The sequence below is a fragment of the Lysinibacillus sp. JK80 genome, assembly GCF_027557635.1.
Lineage (GTDB): Bacteria > Bacillota > Bacilli > Bacillales_A > Planococcaceae > Lysinibacillus > Lysinibacillus capsici.
Genome location: NZ_CP058997.1, coordinates 4,252,989 through 4,270,998 on the forward strand (window position 1 = coordinate 4,252,989; position 18,010 = coordinate 4,270,998).

At 37.3% G+C, this 18,010-nt stretch carries 18 protein-coding genes, 1 pseudogene and 2 other annotated features; of the genes and pseudogenes, 3 read left to right on the plus strand and 16 right to left on the minus strand.

From position 1 onward, the window contains the following. Positions 1-66: 66 nt before the first annotated feature. The 8 genes and pseudogenes from HXV90_RS21295 to hmpA all read right to left on the minus strand — a co-directional run bounded on the left by HXV90_RS21295 (position 67) and on the right by hmpA (position 5,012). Entirely contained in the window at positions 67-297 is a 231-nt protein-coding gene (locus tag HXV90_RS21295) for a sulfurtransferase TusA family protein (protein ID WP_112118009.1), read from the minus strand. Positions 298-438: 141 nt separating this feature from the next. After that, positions 439-1,566, minus strand: coding sequence for an MBL fold metallo-hydrolase (locus HXV90_RS21300; RefSeq protein ID WP_269897956.1), 1,128 nt, complete (start codon positions 1,564-1,566; stop codon positions 439-441). A gap of 79 nt (positions 1,567-1,645) precedes the next feature. Then, entirely contained in the window at positions 1,646-2,041 is a 396-nt protein-coding gene (locus tag HXV90_RS21305; RefSeq protein ID WP_048394137.1) for a DsrE/DsrF/DrsH-like family protein, read from the minus strand. Positions 2,042-2,058: 17 nt separating this feature from the next. Then, entirely contained in the window at positions 2,059-2,625 is a 567-nt protein-coding gene (locus tag HXV90_RS21310) for a sulfurtransferase TusA family protein (protein ID WP_196333043.1), read from the minus strand. A gap of 48 nt (positions 2,626-2,673) precedes the next feature. Further along, positions 2,674-2,970, minus strand: a complete 297-nt coding sequence (locus tag HXV90_RS21315; protein ID WP_048394133.1) for a rhodanese-like domain-containing protein — start codon at positions 2,968-2,970, stop codon at positions 2,674-2,676. A 12-nt stretch (positions 2,971-2,982) separates the two neighbouring features. Then, a pseudogene (locus tag HXV90_RS21320) lies at positions 2,983-3,323 on the minus strand (rhodanese-like domain-containing protein). 41 nt (positions 3,324-3,364) lie between these two features. Beyond that, a complete protein-coding gene (locus HXV90_RS21325; protein ID WP_048394130.1) occupies positions 3,365-3,625 on the minus strand; it encodes a metal-sensitive transcriptional regulator in 261 nt (86 codons plus the stop codon). Between the two features lie 220 nt (positions 3,626-3,845). After that, complete coding sequence (hmpA, locus tag HXV90_RS21330; protein WP_054549641.1) at positions 3,846-5,012, minus strand: NO-inducible flavohemoprotein; 1,167 nt, start codon at positions 5,010-5,012, stop codon at positions 3,846-3,848. 190 nt (positions 5,013-5,202) lie between these two features. Here hmpA and HXV90_RS21335 point away from each other — a divergent pair, with 190 nt between their 5' ends. Next, positions 5,203-5,640: an Rrf2 family transcriptional regulator gene (locus HXV90_RS21335; RefSeq protein WP_048394127.1), complete on the plus strand. Its 438-nt coding sequence runs from the start codon at positions 5,203-5,205 to the stop codon at positions 5,638-5,640. A 49-nt stretch (positions 5,641-5,689) separates the two neighbouring features. Here HXV90_RS21335 and HXV90_RS21340 read toward each other — a convergent pair whose 3' ends face one another. From HXV90_RS21340 to HXV90_RS21355, 4 genes are all read right to left on the minus strand, one after another. Then, positions 5,690-6,670 carry a GNAT family N-acetyltransferase gene (locus HXV90_RS21340; RefSeq protein ID WP_112116790.1) on the minus strand — a complete coding sequence of 327 codons (981 nt, stop codon included), beginning with the start codon at positions 6,668-6,670 and terminating at the stop codon, positions 5,690-5,692. A 177-nt stretch (positions 6,671-6,847) separates the two neighbouring features. Next, positions 6,848-7,966 carry a DUF4179 domain-containing protein gene (locus HXV90_RS21345; protein ID WP_269897957.1) on the minus strand — a complete coding sequence of 373 codons (1,119 nt, stop codon included), beginning with the start codon at positions 7,964-7,966 and terminating at the stop codon, positions 6,848-6,850. Further along, a complete protein-coding gene (locus tag HXV90_RS21350) occupies positions 7,941-8,528 on the minus strand; it encodes an RNA polymerase sigma factor (RefSeq protein WP_112116792.1) in 588 nt (195 codons plus the stop codon). The genes HXV90_RS21345 and HXV90_RS21350 overlap by 26 nt, the downstream gene beginning before the upstream one ends. Positions 8,529-8,752: 224 nt before the next feature. Then, positions 8,753-9,247: a DUF1648 domain-containing protein gene (locus tag HXV90_RS21355; RefSeq protein WP_048394119.1), complete on the minus strand. Its 495-nt coding sequence runs from the start codon at positions 9,245-9,247 to the stop codon at positions 8,753-8,755. Between the two features lie 311 nt (positions 9,248-9,558). Here HXV90_RS21355 and HXV90_RS21360 point away from each other — a divergent pair, with 311 nt between their 5' ends. Next, positions 9,559-11,253 (plus strand): methyl-accepting chemotaxis protein, encoded by a 1,695-nt coding sequence (locus tag HXV90_RS21360; RefSeq protein ID WP_103118926.1) that lies wholly within the window; start codon positions 9,559-9,561, stop codon positions 11,251-11,253. A gap of 262 nt (positions 11,254-11,515) precedes the next feature. Beyond that, positions 11,516-11,754, plus strand: a binding site (T-box leader). A 91-nt stretch (positions 11,755-11,845) separates the two neighbouring features. After that, the gene (locus HXV90_RS21365; protein ID WP_269897958.1) at positions 11,846-13,417 is read left to right on the plus strand and encodes a 2-isopropylmalate synthase; all 1,572 of its coding nucleotides are present in this window, start codon (positions 11,846-11,848) and stop codon (positions 13,415-13,417) included. A gap of 51 nt (positions 13,418-13,468) precedes the next feature. Here HXV90_RS21365 and metG read toward each other — a convergent pair whose 3' ends face one another. The 4 genes from metG to rsgA all read right to left on the minus strand — a co-directional run bounded on the left by metG (position 13,469) and on the right by rsgA (position 17,685). Further along, the gene (gene metG / locus HXV90_RS21370; protein WP_237898823.1) at positions 13,469-15,103 is read right to left on the minus strand and encodes a methionine--tRNA ligase; all 1,635 of its coding nucleotides are present in this window, start codon (positions 15,101-15,103) and stop codon (positions 13,469-13,471) included. Between the two features lie 57 nt (positions 15,104-15,160). Continuing rightward, positions 15,161-15,421: a binding site (T-box leader), on the minus strand. Between the two features lie 87 nt (positions 15,422-15,508). After that, positions 15,509-16,156: an HAD hydrolase-like protein gene (locus HXV90_RS21375; protein ID WP_112116794.1), complete on the minus strand. Its 648-nt coding sequence runs from the start codon at positions 16,154-16,156 to the stop codon at positions 15,509-15,511. Between the two features lie 15 nt (positions 16,157-16,171). Beyond that, positions 16,172-16,597 (minus strand): FosM family fosfomycin resistance protein, encoded by a 426-nt coding sequence (gene fosM, locus HXV90_RS21380; protein WP_269897959.1) that lies wholly within the window; start codon positions 16,595-16,597, stop codon positions 16,172-16,174. Positions 16,598-16,614: 17 nt separating this feature from the next. Then, positions 16,615-17,685 (minus strand): ribosome small subunit-dependent GTPase A, encoded by a 1,071-nt coding sequence (gene rsgA, locus HXV90_RS21385; RefSeq protein WP_048394110.1) that lies wholly within the window; start codon positions 17,683-17,685, stop codon positions 16,615-16,617. Positions 17,686-18,010: the final 325 nt, after the last annotated feature.

Below are 18,010 nucleotides of genomic sequence, written 5' to 3' on the forward strand. Positions count from 1 at the left end.
TTCTGGCTGTATTCAACAAAAGGAAAGAAGGGTTGTTCTACTGTAATAGACAACCCTCAATCAGCCCTATGCTTTCTGAATGAAAAATGTAATAACGCCAGCCTCTTCAGATTGATCTAAAATGATATGACCGCCTGCTTTTGCCCAAGCAGGAATATCCGCTAAAGCTCCTTTATCTGTCACCTGAACTTCTAAAACTTCCCCAGACTTTAGGGTATCTATTGCTTTTTTTGTCTTCACAATAGGCATTGGACAAGAAAGGCCTTTTGCATCTAGTTGTAAACTTGATTTCATCATATTCTCCTTCAACTCGGCAAAGGTTGTAAGCGATTTTGCCGGTTCTTCTTGTTTTATATCTTCATGAAGGATGAGCGCCTTCAATTCACGAAATTTACATATAATAAGCATACATGCATACTCATTGCACTTTAGCATGTTTTATCGTACTGCACAGCGATTTGGTCCAATTTCCATTTCTGTTTGCTCATCTAACGCTGGTGTGATTTTCCCCATATTCACCTGACGAATTTCCTGATAAGCATTTGGTTGTGGAGGTAATTCATCTGTTACCACACGTCTAAATTCTTCTTCATCATGAATATTTAATCCATGGTTTTGTACAAATAAATCCCCTAGTCGTCTAGCAACCGTCCCATCTTCATTCAGCTCATCAATAATCATAAAATGTGCTGGTAAGACAATAAGTTCATCAGACAATTCTCGATAACGCTTGTAAAGCGTGTCTCGTAAATCTCCAACCCAGTCATCAGCAAGGCCAGCTAAATCAGGACGTCCGATTGAATCGATAAATAAAATATCTCCTGTTAATAAATATTTGCTGTCAACAACAAATGAAGTAGAGCCTATCGTATGACCAGGAGAATAGATAGCTCCTACATCTATTTTTGATGCACCGATTTGAACAGTCGTTCCATCAACTAATGGTGTATAGTGGAACATAACTTCCTCAGCGTCCTTAGGTGGCAAATAATAGGTTGCGCCTGTCATCTCTGCAATATGGCGCCCACCTGAAATGTGATCAGCATGTAAGTGTGTATCAAAAACATGTTTAATTTGGACATTTTTATGTTCTGCAAAATTTATAAACACATCTGTAAAACGTACAGCATCAATAATAGCTGCTTCACCTTCAGAAAGGACCATATAAGACAGACAGCCCTTTCCTAAGCGAACAAACTGATAAAGCTCACCACCGCCTGTTAAATCACCTACTTTAATTGGCTCTAAATATTCACTCCAGGATTTCATACCTCCAGCTAAATAGGCAACCTCAATACCTGCCTCAGCTAACATTTCAGCAACCATTAAAGACGATCCTTCTTTAGCACAAACGACTAATACATCTTTATCAGTTGGGATATTCGGTAAAATATTATCAATACCATCTAACAGTTCAAAATACGGTATATTTAAGTACTCAAAACGATGTCCATCGATTTTCCAATCTTCGAATGCATCCGCATTACGAACATCTAAAATAAACAACTCTTCATTGTGAATAACCTTTTTAGCTACTTGTGACGCGCTCCATTTTTGAATTGACATCTCTTTTACCCCCATTGGTATTGTTTTTATGTTTTTTATAGCGGAGAGGGGTGCCCTCTCCGCTTTTATAGGTAGGTCACTAGAATGTAAGTGACGGTGCTGCGTCTTTCGCGAATTCTAGGAACGTTACGGCTCCTCCCACTTCAATACCCTCAATGAAATCTTCAGTAGTTAAACCCATAACATCCATCGTCATCTGACAAGCAATAAATTTCACACCTAATTCTTGTGCCATTTCCACTAGTTGAGGAATAGCTGGCACATTTGCTTTTGTAAACCCTTCAGCATAGTGTTCTGCTCCAGCTGGCATTGGTAATGCATGCATACCTTGCTTATGAATTAAATTCAAACCTTCAAATGTAAAGAAGATAGCTACCTCTTTCTCAGAAGCTGCCGCAGCTGTTGCGATATTAAATACCTTATACGCATCAAATAAACCACCGTTACTTGCAATGATTGCTACTTTGTTTGACATAATAAAATTCCTCCAATTTAAATGTTTTTTGTTAAATCGCCTGACCAGGATGTCATACCTGGTAAGACGTTAAATACTTTCGTAAAACCATGTGAAGCCAGCTTTTGCGCAGCCATGTCACTGCGTTTTCCAGTACGACAAATAACATATATCTCCTGCTCTTTATCAAGCTCAGAAAGTCGTGTCTCCAGTTCGCCCATTGGTATCGATTTTGCTCCCGCAATATGCCCAAAAGCGAATTCCGCTTCCTCACGTACATCTAGAATTAATCCTTTACGACTTGTGATTTGCTCTAAATCAATTGTTTGATCAAACGTCATTTCTTCTATTTGGTCGTTTGTACATTTACGAATATAGTGTTTCAGTACACCATCATCTTCTAAAGTACCAATATACTGATGACCTACAGTTTCAGCCCATGCCGCAATATCAGCTTTAGATCCTTTGTCAGTCGCAGCTACTTCTAAAATTTGACCATCTACTAAATCAGCCATCGCTTTTTTTGTTTTCACAATCGGCATCGGGCAAGAAAGACCCTTGGCATCTAGCTGAAAATCCGCCTTCATACTTTTCACAACCTCCATATACCTATAAGGGTATTATTTTAATCAAAAAAATATAGATTTAACCTATTACTGTACTTTTCCCTCCCAAGCTAACATACCACCAATCATGTTAGTTACATTAAAGCCATTACTTTCTAATAGTTGAGTAGCCCGAGCACTTCGTCCACCTGATCGACAAACCATAATATACGACTCCCTCTTATTTAATTCAGGTAGTCGAAACTCTAATAAACCTAGCGGGATATGAATAATGCCTGGGATGTGGCCAGCCTCTACTTCATCTACCTCTCGCACATCAATAAGATTCAGCTTCCCTCCTTGCTCCATCGTTTGTTGAACTTCTTTTGCTGTAATTTCTTTCACTTTTTTCTCCTCCTAGTATGCACTCATTCCACCACGAACATTAGAAACACGCTCAAAACCTTGCTTTTTAAGTTGCTTACAAGCCTGACTACTTCGCATACCACTCTGACAAATAACTATGATCTCTTTATCCTTCGGAAGGTTTTTAAAGCTCGACCCAAGCGGAACATTTTTAAATTGCGAGATATGCCGACCTTTATACTCAGCAGGCGTGCGTACATCGATAAATATCTTATCCTTATCATTCAGCATATCTTTTAATTGGGCTGTAGAAATTGATTGAACGCCCTTCGCTGGCTTCATTCGCCAAACGAAAAGGCTGCCACAAGCGCGATAATAATCCATATTTCCATATGACCAGTCCTCCTTTTTATACGATTATGGGTATATCAAGTTATCGACTTTTCACGACCAAGTCCATCGCCTCTTGGATAGCAGCATTCATTTTTTCAGCATTGCCTTCAGCAGTCGATACACAATCTAATAAATTTTCACTTACAATGACACCAATCGTCCGGTCAACAGCAGAACGCACGGCAGATAGCTGTGTAATCACATCTTTACAACTTTGACCTTCTTCCATCATGCGTAAAATACCCCGCATTTGACCTTCCATACGTTTCACACGATTTGCAGTGTTTGAGCCATACGCCATTCTGTTATGCCCCCTTTCAAACGATAGATTGAACTTCCTTACGAGATTTATATTATACCCCTATAGGTATGTTGTCAACATAAAGCTTCTATCTTTTTTAAAATGCTGCAATTGCGAGTTACAATGTTCTCCCTATCGCTTTAACCTCATCTATCTGCTTCCTTATTATTTCAACAAAAAACCCTGCTACGAGTTATTACTCATAGCAGGGAGTTTATTTTTATTTAGCTAATTGCATGGCTGGCCCAAAGAATTCATAGTGAATTTTTTCATCTTTCACGCCAATTTCCTGTAAATTTTTAATAACCGCTTCCATAAAGCCTACAGGGCCACATACATATACATCTGCATTATCAGCTACTTTTTCAGCCAGCAATTCTTTTGTAATAAGCTTGTCTTCATCAGAGTATAAAGCTGTATAGGATGCATTCGGTAAGACGTTTACTTTCTTTTGAATGTCATCACTGAACGCTACAACCTTCTCATTACGAGCACATTGGATAAAGTTCACTTCATTCACTGCATTATCATTTAGAGATTGCAGCATACTGTTTAAAGGTGTTACACCGATACCGCCACTTACAAATGTAATTGGTGCAGCCGTTTCTTCTAACACAAATAATCCGGCTGGAGCACTTACATCTACCAAATCTCCAACTTGTAATTGATCATGAATATAATTTGACACTTTACCATTTGGCGTATGATCACTTTCACGTTTCACCGAAATACGATAGCCATCTTCTGCACTCGCTTGTGAAAGTGTATATTGACGGTTCATTAAATACTCTTCTCCTGGCACTTTCACTCGAATAGAGATGTATTGACCTGGTTCATAAGTTGGTAGTGGTGATCCATCTTCATTTACAAAATAAATAGAAGTTACTAAGTCACTTTCTACAACTTTTTTTGCCACTTTCAATGGTTTAAATAGACGCCAACCACCATTGTTCTCAGTTTTTTGGTATAACTCTTCTTCTACTTGAATGAAAATATCTGCGATAACGCCATAAGCCTCGGCCCATGCACCAATAATGTCATCAGTTGCTGCATCACCAAGTACTTCTTTAATCGCTTTTAATAAGTTTTCACCCACAATTGGGTAATGTTCAGGTAAAATTCCTAAACTACGGTGTTTATGTGCAATAAGCATTACGGCTGGTAAAATTGCTTCTAAGTTTTCAATATGAACTGCTGCAGCGTAAACAGTATTTGCTAATGCTGTTTGCTGACGGCCTTGTTCTTGGTTCGTGTGATTAAAAATATTTAGTAATTCTGGATGAGCTTGAAACATATTTTTGTAAAACGTCTTTGTGATTTCAACACCATGAACTTCTAATACAGGTACTGTTGCTTTAATAATTTGAATTGTTTCTTGTTTTAACATATCGCTTACCATCCTTTCGTGATTACAATATAACGCTTTCATTCTCTTAAAGCAATATATAAAATACATCTTTAACAAAATAGACATAATTAATGTATTTTAAATACATCTTTAAAAATAGGTTGTAGATATTATACTTCAATGTAAAAATGCTATAATTATTTTGAATTATAGAAAGTAGGGTGTTTAGATGCGCTTAACTTTATACACAGACTACTCTTTGCGCACACTTATTTATTTAGGCGCAAAGGAAGATGGTCAATTATCGACTATTCAAGAGATCTCAGATGCTTATAATATATCGAAAAACCATTTAATGAAGGTGACACACCAGCTCGGGTTATTAGGTTACATTGAAACAATCCGTGGACGTGGCGGTGGAATTCGCCTTGCTATCGATCCAAAAACCATTACCATCGGTGAAATTGTTCGTCATACAGAAGAGGATTTTCATCTTGTAGAATGTTTCGATAAAGAAAATAACCTATGTAAAATAGCTCCAGAATGTCAATTAAAGGGTGTACTGTATGAAGCTTTGCAAGCCTATTTGAAAGTATTAGATCAATACACCTTGGACGATTTCCTTCATTCTAAGGAAAAATTAATGGCTCTACTGCTCGGTAAATAAAAATACCCGCTCAACATTTGTTGAACGGGTATTTTTTTTAGAAGTTTGCTTATAATTGCTTTGAAAAGAAAATCATATCCAATGCACGAATACCATTTTCATAAATTGGTTCTGGGTAATGACTGAAGAAGTCCTTTTCAATAGCCTCCATGCGAAAGCCTGCTTTTTGATAAAAAGCGATATTATCAATACTTGAGTTCGCCGTTCCAACTAATACCGTTTGATAACCATCCTTTTGACATTCTTCCGTGAGCTGTCGCAATATCTCTTTGCCTATTCCCTTCCCTTGATACTTTGGTACAATAGCAATATTCTTCAATTCAATTGTAGTATCAGTTTGAGGAATGACTAATGCCACTCCCACCAACAGTTCCCCACAATTAATTTTATATAATGTACCCTTATCTAAATATTTCCGAACTGCCACTTCACTCTCATCAGCTAATAAAAGCTGAGGTAAAAAGGCTTCTCGGTTTCCTTCTACCTTTTCTAGGGATGTTCGATAACGGACATAATCTTCTCGTTCAAAAACATTTAACACACATGGTTGCTTTTCCTTCACTTCTAACCACGAATGCTCCTCAGGATAATCTTTTTCCACCCCTAATCGAACAAAAGGTAGCTTTTCTTGTGCTTTTTGTGAACGGATATTAACCTTTCGGGCTCCTGCAAAAACACGTGATAATCCCAGTTCAAAAAACGCAATATCTAAAATAGCCGTTTTTGCTTCAAGATTATAGCCCTTCCCCCAAAATTGATAGCCAAGCCAAGAGCCGATATGACAGCTCTTTTTATGACGATCGATAAACATTAATGATGTCACACCAATGACTTGCCCCTCCTCATCTAAAATCACACGAGGGACGGTCTTACCTTCTTCTTCATCTATACGTTCACGCTTAATAAAATGAATTGTGTCTTCTACCTTGCCAGCAGGTAAGCCTAGGGCATCTCGAACCTGTGGCATAGAAGACAACGCATGCATAGCCTCAGCATACTTCACATCATGCCTTACTAACGTTACTGCCATCTTCTATTCCCCTTTATTTCTTAGGATTGAAAACTTATTCTTTATATATACTCCATATACTATAGATTATTCAAAAGCCTTGTTTTGCTAGTATAACTGAATATCCATCTACTTTATATAAATATAGAAAAATAAAAATTGAGAAAGTGAGCTTTTACTACACTTTCTCAATTATTTTTATGGTTGAACTGGTATAGTGATCTCTAGTTCAGGTATATATTGAATTTTCGGATAACCGTTTTTATCCAATTGAAACATACCTTTTTCGTTTTCCTTGAAAAGATGGATATAGGGTTTTAAGGTTATTGTTTTTGGAACAGATTCAAAAGGAGTGTACCGAAGATCATCAAGATGAATGTTTCCATTGGTAGCGTTCCAACCGTTTCCTCCAATTACTTCAATTTCACGACCATGCTCATCAATAATAACTATCCCCATTGTTAGTAGTGTTAAATTATCAGTGAACGTTGAATTATCAGTTAAAACCATCCGTGTTGTGATACTTGTTGTAACTGGTGTTAGCTTGACCTTTTCAAGAGTCAAATGAATATTGTCATATTGTCGACTTATATTTGGTGCTAAAGTTACATAGTCTTTCACTTTATTTTTCACAGGAATATCAATTTCAATGGGGTTTTCTATACCTCTGACAAAAGCTTGAATGGTTAAATCAAATTGCTCTGGGAAAGGCTTCCCTCCCTGATTTCTCAGATCCGAAAATTCAATAATAACAGAAGCATTATCTTTACCAGGATACATAAAACGACTAATAGAATTGGGCTCACTCGGAGCAAAAGAATTAATAGGCTCATCATTTATAAACAAATTATAATTACTGATACAATCCATTAAAGCTTCTTTCTGATCTTCTTTATAGGGGCGTTCAATAGCAATTGAAACACGTGTACCGTCATACGCTACTTCCGATACACTTAATGTAAACCCCTCCTGTGTCACACTTACCTTTGGTTTTGTAGAAAGTCCTTTTTCATCAGCCATCTGCAACCCCAAATCACCAGCGAGACGGAAAATTGAGGATAGTACAGGCACTTGTTTAAGCGTTGCAGCCATTGTTGGTGAAATAAATGATGTAATAAATAGTAAGCTAACTAGCATGGCTGTTGCAAAAGCAACTTTATAGTGCCATTTCTTCTGGTGCTTTACTACTTGTGGCTGCTCGTTACGTTCATATTTACTAATTACACGATCAACCAAATCAACTTCTACAGGTGTTTCTCGAATTAGCAGCTCTATTTGTGCCATATCTTTATCATTCTGCTTTAAATGAATGCTCATAAAATCCACCTCCTAACTTATTTTCCTTTATTAATTTTTTTCGTAATCGTTCATATTTTTTTCTTATTGTAGCTGGTTTCATATCCATAATTTCAGAAATTTCTTCAAAGCTATATTCTTCAATAGAACGAAGCAGTAAAATCCTTTTTTCATCTACATGTAAGTTTTCCAATAGCCTATGCACCATTTCATCATATTCAGGTATCGGAGCTTGCGTCTGCTTCACCTGTTCTTGCTTCACATTTAGCCAAAACTTATAGCCCCTATTTTTTGCTTTTATGACATCAATACAATGGTGGTGAGCGATTTTATAAAGCCACGCCGATAAGGAAACTGTATAAGAAAATTTTTGAATATTCTCTAGTCCTTTAATAAAAATATCTTGTGAAGCATCCTCCGCCTCCTCTTTGGTTCCTAGCATATAGTAACAATAAATATAAATTTGCTTTTGAAAACAACGAATGATTTCTGCATAGTCATGCGTGTCCCCTGATTGAACTTGCTCCACGATTGATTGAATATCTATATCAGCTCGCTCTTTTGATGGTTCTCGTGTAGTCAATGTTGTCCCCCTCTCCAATCTATATAACTGAAATTATTAGAAGTTTGTGACACTAGATAAAAAATCTTAAAAATATTATTGAATGTCATCGAGTTACTTGGAGAAATCTTTTATATCTTCCCTTCCTCGCCTATATAACTGAAATCAACAGCCATTTGTGACACACTATAAAAATTTTTCACAAAAATAAAACGCTTAAGGGTAACCTAAGCGTTTGAGTCTCACTATTTTATTTTGTAGCTTGTTATAAACCCTTTAATAATTGGGATAAATACTCCTATCAATACAATGGGTAGGAACCACCATCCTAATGAATTTACCTCACCAAGACCAATACGAACCATCTGAATCGATATAAAAGCAAATAAAATGAGACAGATATTTTTTACTTGATTTAGTATTTTTCTGCTATTCAAATAAAATGCTTTTACATTACTTTCATCCAAACGTGACGGATAATTATGCATATGAGGTGCTTTTTCTAGCAGCCACATAACAATCCATAAAAATAAACCGATGAACGGAAGAATGAATAATTCTATTTTTGATCCCCATCGATCCACCTCACCTAATCCATTAAAATGACCAGGTATTTCATCAGGCAACTTACCCCATGCCAATATAATATAAAAGATGGATAAAATAAATATACTACCACCAATATAGTCCCATATCTTTTCTGATCTTGTTTTAGGTAACTTTAAAATTGGCCTATACATTTTCTCCACCCCTGTTCTTTTCCTTTACTACATCTACGTTATGACTACTATTAAAGTTTCAAAATTTACGAAAATTGACTTAATATTCAACATGCACCATTAATTATCCCTATTATTAGTAGCATTATAGCGATAAAATCTACTTTTTTTATTACTTCATATATAATTTATACCCATTTTCAAACTGCTAATTACTGTAGAAATACTCATAATACTTTGTAAAATTCATATAATCTGATATAAATGATATATATACATATTTCATTATTTTGTAACATTTCTACTAATTACTGAGAAAGGATATTTCAACTATGCGATTTACTATCTACAAGAAATTATTACTCGGTTTTTTTATAGTTATTTTGGTACTCGTTACAACAATCGGCTTAAATATAAAACAGCTTGATTCTGTAAATAAGACCTATCGTACATTATTGGAGGAACAAACTACTAAATCTATAAGTATTCAGGAATTACGGGTGATTGCAAAACAGGAAATTGTCAGCATGCGAGGCTACTTACTACTTGGTGACAAACAAAACTTTCAAAGTAATCAAGCCTCACGCGAGGAATTCAAACAAAAATCTGAAGAATTAATGGCTACTTTAGATTCAGAAAAATCAATTAAGATGCTTGAAGCTATTAATAAAAGTGAGCAAAATGTGCAAGAATTTGCAGATCGTATGTTTGAGTTAAAAGCTGCTGGAGAAACAGAGAAGTACGAAAAATTGGATAGTACTCAAGGACGCTTAATTATTAAACAATTCGATGAACGTGTTGAAAACCTTTCTAATTATCAAAATGAATATGTAGAAGGTAAAATGGCTGCTACATCCAATCAAATTCAAGACATCAAGCTCCAAATGATGCTTCTTGGAGTCTTTGCTGTTGTCATAAGTCTGATAATTGCTATGGTTGTTGGTAGTCTAATGTCTCGTCCAATTAACGGTATGGCTAAAGCTGCGAAAAAAATAGCTGAGGGTGACTTAACAGCTGAACAAATTCGTATAAAGAATCGTGATGAAGTAGGTGATCTAGCGCTTGCGTTTAATCAAATGGCTACAAATTTAAAGGATTTAATTACGAATGTGCGCCAAAACACTGTACAAGTAAGTGGCTCTGCTGCTGAGTTAACAGCTAGTGCAGAGCAAACTATACAGGCTACAGAACAAATCACTTCTTCTATTCAAGAGGTTGCTAGTGGCTCAGAGGCTCAAGGGAAAAACGCAACTGAAAGCTCAGAAGCAATGAAAAACATGACAAAGGGTATACAACAATTAGCTTCTACTACTGCGGCTGTTTCTGAACTGGCAATCGAAACAAATTCAGAGGCTAAGAAAGGGAATGATTCTTTACATCGTGTTATCTCTCAGATGACAACAATCAACACGGCTGTTTTAGAGTCAGCAAGTGTTGTTAAAAATCTAGACGGGCATTCCATTGAAATTGGCAATATCATTGGCATTATTACTGATATTGCAGAACAAACAAACTTATTAGCACTTAATGCTGCAATTGAAGCGGCTCGTGCAGGCGATCATGGACGCGGCTTTGCAGTCGTTGCAGATGAAGTGAAAAAGCTAGCAGAGCAATCAAAAAAATCCGCTGAGCAAATCGCTACCTTGATTTCTGAAATACAGCAGGATACAAACCGTGCTGTAACGGTGATGGATACTGGAACTCAAGAGGTTCAAATTGGTATGCAAGTAGTGAAGGTAGCAGAAGAAGGTTTCTCTAAGATTGTTGAGCTGATTGAGCAAGTATCCATGCAAATCCAAGAAGCAACGACAGTGTCAGAGGAGATGTCCTCTAGCGCAGAGCAAATCTATGCTTCCTTTGATGAAATTGCAACTATTGCACAGATGTCCTCATCTAATTTACAAAATGTTGCTTCTGCTTCCGAAGAACAATTAGCTACTATCGAAGAAGTAGCTGCTTCAGCAGCAACACTTTCAAATATGGCAGAAGAACTTCACACGCAAGTCTCTCGTTTTAAGGTAGAATAAAAAACTGCTCGTTTTCTTTAGGTTTATAGAAAACGAGCAGTTTCTTCATACAAAGAAAAATAGCATGATTTTTCTACCTATCGTATGCTAACCCTACTCACCATTTTCCCCCAGTAAATACATTCTTCACTACTTTATTTTACACTTCACCAAATATCAAATTTTTAATAAAATAGACATTACTTAAGACAGAATTAAATAAATTTTTAGAATATTATTGACAGGCAGTTAATATCCAAGTAATATTGCTTTCAACAACACATTGCAGGCCAAGATTGGAAATAGTAAAAGTGTTTGTGTACTTGTAGAGAGCCGATGGTTGGTGTAAATCGGTAGGCACACATTTTGAACTCGTCCATGAGCTACTCCCTGAACTTTTTAGTAAGGGATGTCGGTTTCCCCCGTTAACAGGATAGACAGTGATAGCTGTCGATAAGGGGACTTTTTCTATAAAGAGAAGGTCAATTAGAGTGGTACCGCGAGCATAAACTCGTCTCTATTTTTAAATAGAGACGGGTTTTTTATTTTTTTAATGACTTATTGGCCTAAGTGTAGATTTTAGATACTAATCACTAAAAAGGAGTGTTTGAAAATGGGAAGAAAAATTTGGGTGTTTGATACAACTTTACGTGATGGCGAACAGGTGCCTGGAGCAAAGCTAAATCTTTATGAAAAAGTAGAGATTGCTCAGCAGCTGAAAAAATTAGGTGTCGATATTATTGAGGCTGGATTCCCCGCTTCCTCTCAAGGTGATTATAATGCCGTCAAAGCTGTAGCTGAAAAGGTTGGCAATACAAACGACATTATGATTACAGCATTAGCACGTGCTGTAAAGGCTGACATTGATGCTGTCTATAATGCTGTGAAGTATGCTCAAAACCCGATGATTCACATGGTACTAGGAACCTCTGATATTCATGTGGAGAAAAAATTCAGCAAGTCAAAAGATCAAATTTTACAAATAGGCGTGGATGCTGTGAAATACGCTAAAACATTATTGCCGCAAGTTCAATATTCCACAGAGGATGCCTCTCGTTCTGACTTTGAATATCTTTGGAAAACAATTGAAGCTGTTATGAGAGCTGGCGCAACGATGATTAACGTTCCTGATACGGTTGGCTTTGCAGAGCCAGAGGAATTTGGAGAAATGATTTTTAAATTAAATGACCGTATGAAAAACTTAGATGATAGCGTTCTTTTAAGCGTTCATTGTCACAATGATCTTGGCATGGCAACGGCTAATACGCTAGCTGCAATTAAAAATGGTGCAGATAAGGTAGAGTGTACAATCAATGGTATCGGTGAACGCGCAGGTAATGCTGCATTAGAAGAAGTTGTCATGGCACTTAAAACTCGTAGCTCCGTCTACAATGCAGAAACCCGTATTAATACAAAAGAAATTATGAATACTTCACGTCTTGTTTCTAGCTTTATGGGCTTAGATGTACAGGTCAATAAAGCCATTACAGGAGATAATGCATTTGCCCATTCTTCTGGTATTCACCAAGATGGTTTGTTAAAATCGCGTGATGCTTATGAAATCGTCCATCCTGAGGATGTAGGTCTTGATGATATGGAGCTAGTACTAACAGCTCGCTCTGGTCGCCATGCAGTGAAAAATGCTCTTGAAAAATTAGGATTTACTAATCTTTCAACAGAGGAATTTGAAGGTATTTTCGAAGGATTCTTAAAGCTAGCCGATGCGAAGAAAGAAGTATATGATCACGATTTATATGTTATTGTTGAAAGCTATTATGAAAAACATGATGCCAATAATAAAAATGCTACACATTATAGTGAGCAATTCTTTGATTTTGATGATCTACAAGTCGTCAGCAATACAAGCTTCCCTTCAGCAAGTGTTAAGGTTCGAAAAGGCGGCGAAGTATTTAAAGCTAGTGCAGTAGGCTCTGGTCCAATTGATGCCCTCTATTCAGCCATTGCAGAAATTACAAATATGGATGTAAAACTAGTGGAATATAATATCAATAGTGTTTCACGAGGCAAAGAGGCTTTAGGTAAAGTAAAAATTACGATTGAGCACGAAGGCGAAAAGTATATTGCAAAAGCAGCAGATACAGATATTCTTAAGGCAAGTGCATTAGCCTATATTAATGCGATCAATAGCATTGTAGTGACAAAATTAACACCTGTTATGAATTAAATGAAAATAGCAAAGCCAGTATGGCACTTGTGCCATACTGCTTTTTCAATCCTAGTGACTATCCCTAACTAGTTTTTGATATTCCTCATCGATTCGTTCGATATCAAGACGTTCAAATAATGGTGTCACCTCTCGAATGACTTTAGGGAGATCTACTTGCTCATGCCACATCATTTCATTTATACCTAACATATTTCTTACTTTCTTTGCTGAAAACGGTAAGAAAGGATGCAGCAGCTGTCCTAAATTCGCAATGATATAGACGCAAGTTGCTAATGTACGATTACCTGCCTCTACGTTTTCTTTTACCTGTAGCCATGGCTGTTGTTCATCAAAATAACGATTAGCACCGCGAATATACTCAAAAATCGATTCTAACGCCTGTTTGAAATGACCACCTTCGATAAGAACACCCGCTTCATTAAACAATTGTACGGTTTGTTTTCGAATGTCGCTATCCACCTCCGCTTGTGGCACCTGACAAGCAAATGATTTCTCAATAAACTTCAATGTACGGTTTACAAAATTGCCATAGGCTCCGAGTAGTTCGCCATTATGGCTATAAATAAATTCCCGCCATGAAAAATCAGTATCACGATTTTCTGGCGCATTCATCGTTAAGAAGTAACGAATAGAGTCCGCATCATAACGGCTTAAAATATAAGGAACCCATACAGCCCAATTCTGACTAGTAGATAATTTGCGTTTTTCTAATGTTAAATACTCATTAGATACGATATGGGTAGGTAATGCCTTGGATCCAATTCCCATTAAAATGGCTGGCCAAATAACTGTATGGAATGGAATATTATCCTTCCCATGTACATAGTATGAAATGGTCTCTTCATTCCATAAATCTTCAATAGCTATTTGATGCTCTTTTGCCCATTCCAAGCTTGCTGTTAAGTACCCTGCTACAGCTTCAATCCATACATATATTTTTTTCCCTTCAAAACCTGGCACTGGAACATCTATGCCATTCGGTAAATCTCTTGTTACCGCTCGGTCAGGAACTCCCTCTGCCAAGTATCGCTCCGTTAACCCTAAAGCATTGTCACGCCAACGTTTCTCGGCTTTCGCTTGTGCTAAATAAGACTCCAACCTTCCTTGAAATTGACTAAAGGTAAAATAAAAGTGCTCAGTTTCCCGAATAACAGGTTCGTTCCCACAAATTTTGCAGCGCTTATCAATTAAATCCAATGGGTCTAAAATTTCTGAGCAGTTATCACATTGATCTCCCCTTGCTTTCGCTCCACAATTTGGACAGAGCCCCTCGACAAATCGATCTGGTAGAAATTGTTTATCCGTCTCACAGTAAGCCTGTTCAATTTTCTTTTTGTATAAGAAATTATTAGCCAGTAGCTGTAAGAAAAGGGCCTTAACGGATTCATGGTGGTGCTCCGCATCCGTTCTTGTGTACAAATCATAGGTAAATCCTAAATCATGAAAGCATCTAGTAAACTCCTCATGATAGTGATTAGCTATAGCTTCTGTCGTTGTATTCTCTTGTGCGGCACGTATAGAAATGGGTGTACCATTACAATCACTGCCTGATACATATAAAACCTGCTCACCTTTTTGTCGGTAATATCTAGCCAAAATATCACCTGGTAATAATGCGGCAACATGCCCTAAATGCAAAGAGCCATTTGCATACGGCCAAGCGCCTCCAATAACAATCGTCATTCTAAATTGCTCCCCTCACAGAAAAAATGGTAAAAAAAAATCGCCCTAATCAAATCTGATTAGGACGAGTATACCCGTGTTACCACCTATATTTACAAATAGCTTACACTATTTGCCTCTATCAGTACGTCTTCACTCAAAAAAGAGATACTGCTGCTGTTGTAACGAGTGCCCATCTCGTCGTAATCTACTGGCTAAAAAGCTTTCGGTACGAAGCTCAAAGGTCATTTTCAAAAGGGTTCATTTACCTCATTTCCACCAACAGAGGCTCTCTACAAAATGCTAATCCAATTTACTTTTCCTTCTCAATGCTTTTTCTATAGGATTGGCATTATTTTACGCCTTCTTGTGAGGAAATGCAATGATTGTTGTAAAAGCGTCTTTTTTTTGATTCATTTTCTCGAGTTAATCTAATGTAACCTTTAGCAAATCAGTTAAATCATCAATTACTATATCTGCTTTTTCTAACTCCTTATCTTGTGCAAAGTCAAAGCGAACACCTATTGATAGTAATTGATTGTCCTGTGCAGCTTGGATATCCGAAGAACGATCTCCTACCACTGCTCCATAATCAATTTTATTTTCATCTACAACTCTTTTGACCAGATCCGATTTATGCCCACTTGCAATTGCTTGAATGCTATAGATTCCCTTTATAAAACGCTCCAACTGATAGGTTTCGACGATTGCTTGTAAATAGTCAACCTGTCCATTACTCGCTATGTATAACGGATAGTTCTCTGACAATGTTGCGAGGGTTTGTTCAGCGTTTGGATACAAAGCACCTTTATGTCCACGTATTTGCTCAATCAGCTTTACATGGAATAATACATTGCTCTCTTCTCGTATCTCTAAAGCATGCATAGGACATAATGTTTCCCACACAACAGGTAAAGGAACCCCCATTATTTCTCTATATTTTTCTATAGGTGTTTCTCCCTGCCACAAGCCGTTTGTCCGCAGCACATCAAATGTTGCATCGAGCGCAGGCTCTAAAATAAGATTGGTTTGAAATAATGTTCCGTCCATATCAAAAATAAACGCTTTATTCATAAAATCTCTCCTTAATTAGTTATCCAAAAACACCATATGCTGCTTTTCTTGCTTATAATAATCCAAACGATCCTGCAAAGTTCCTGTATGAAATTCAAATTTATGACCATCAGGATCTGTAAAGTAAATCGATTTTTTATCCTTTTCATCTCTTTGCCGACCTGCTAAAATATTGACCTTTAGCTGCACCAATCTGTCATACACCTTATCAAAGTCATCCTCAGCGATTGTGAAAGCAATGTGTGTATAGGAATGATGGATGTCATTACGTGGTATATCCTTTTCTACATTCAGAGCTAGCCACAGCCCATTTACATCCAAATAGGCTGTGCTGTTCCCCTTTACTAGCAACTTGGCATCGAATACTTTTTCATAAAATGTGATGGATTCCTCTAAATTAGAAACTGAAAACAATAAATGATTGATGTTTTGAATTGTCATGGCTGTGCTCCTATTGATTATTTCTTCCCCTTTTTCATTCCCTTGGCTATTTGCTTCCACTTGCGTTGCTCCTCAAGTTTTGCTTGCGTATTTGTTTTGCGCTCCATATAAGCCAATTCTCTTTGCAGCTTAAAATAGCTTTGTAGACGATATTGGTCCAAGTCCCCATCTACAATAGCTTGCTGCACAGCACAATAAGGCTCTTTTTGATGTGTACAATCACGATAACGACAAGCTGTCGCTAGTTCCTCAATATCTTGAAAGCTAGAAGCTAAACTATCCCCTTGATCCCACAGTTGAAGCTCACGCATCCCTGGCGTATCAATTAGACAGCCACCAGCAGGCAATACTACTAGCTCTCGATGGGTTGTTGTATGTCGTCCCTTGGCATCATCCTCACGTATACCCGCTACTTTCATCAGTATCTCACCACATAAAGCATTTGTTAATGTGGACTTCCCTGCTCCTGAAGACCCCAATAGTGCCCCCGTGACCCCCTCTGTGAATAGCTTCTGAATTTCCTTTAGACCTTCGCCCGATAGAGCACTCGTTACGAAGATATCCACACCAAAGGCTACAGACTCCACTTCTTGTACTAAGCTCGAAACATCCTCGCATAAATCAGCTTTTGTCAGGACAATAATGGGCTTTGCACCTGAATCCCAAGCAGCCACTAAATATCTCTCCAAACGTCGAATATTAAAATCTGCGTTCAAGCTCATAACAAGTAACACAATATCGACATTTGATGCGACAATCTGTTCTTGAATTTCCGTTCCTGCAACTTTACGTGAAAATACAGATTTTCGTTGGAATAGCTGATGAATAATTGCTCGTTCCTCACCAGGCATTTTCTCCACTAGCACCCAATCACCAACTGCTGGATAGTCCTCCCGAGCTAAAGAGGTATACGCATAATGACCAGCAATTGTCGCAAGCCATTCTCCCTCTTCAGCTAACACCCGATAAGAATGCTTATGCTCTAAAGTAACCCTTGCAGGCACACAATTTTTTAATTTAGCCTGTTTTTTCATTTCTATCATTTGCTCTTCAAAATATGTTGTAAAACCTAATGTTGTTAAATTCAATTTATTTTCCTCCTAAACGTATGATGCCTCAGCGAAAATAGTTGTCATCCGCAAGAGGCCCTATCGCAATTCACCTTTTGGAACTACAATAAAAAACCTTGTAGCTGCAATTCGGCAGTTACAAGGTTTCACAGGCACGTTTAAAAGATACACAAATACCCCGAGTTATGGCACGGCGTCACTTTGTATATTTTAGGCGTGTGAAATTGAACAAACCGAATTGCAGTTCGCTAATTACAGATCTATTCATCATGTCACATCACCTACTTTCCATTTAGTTGTTATCAATATAGCTAAATTTTCAGAAATTGTCAATTACAATATT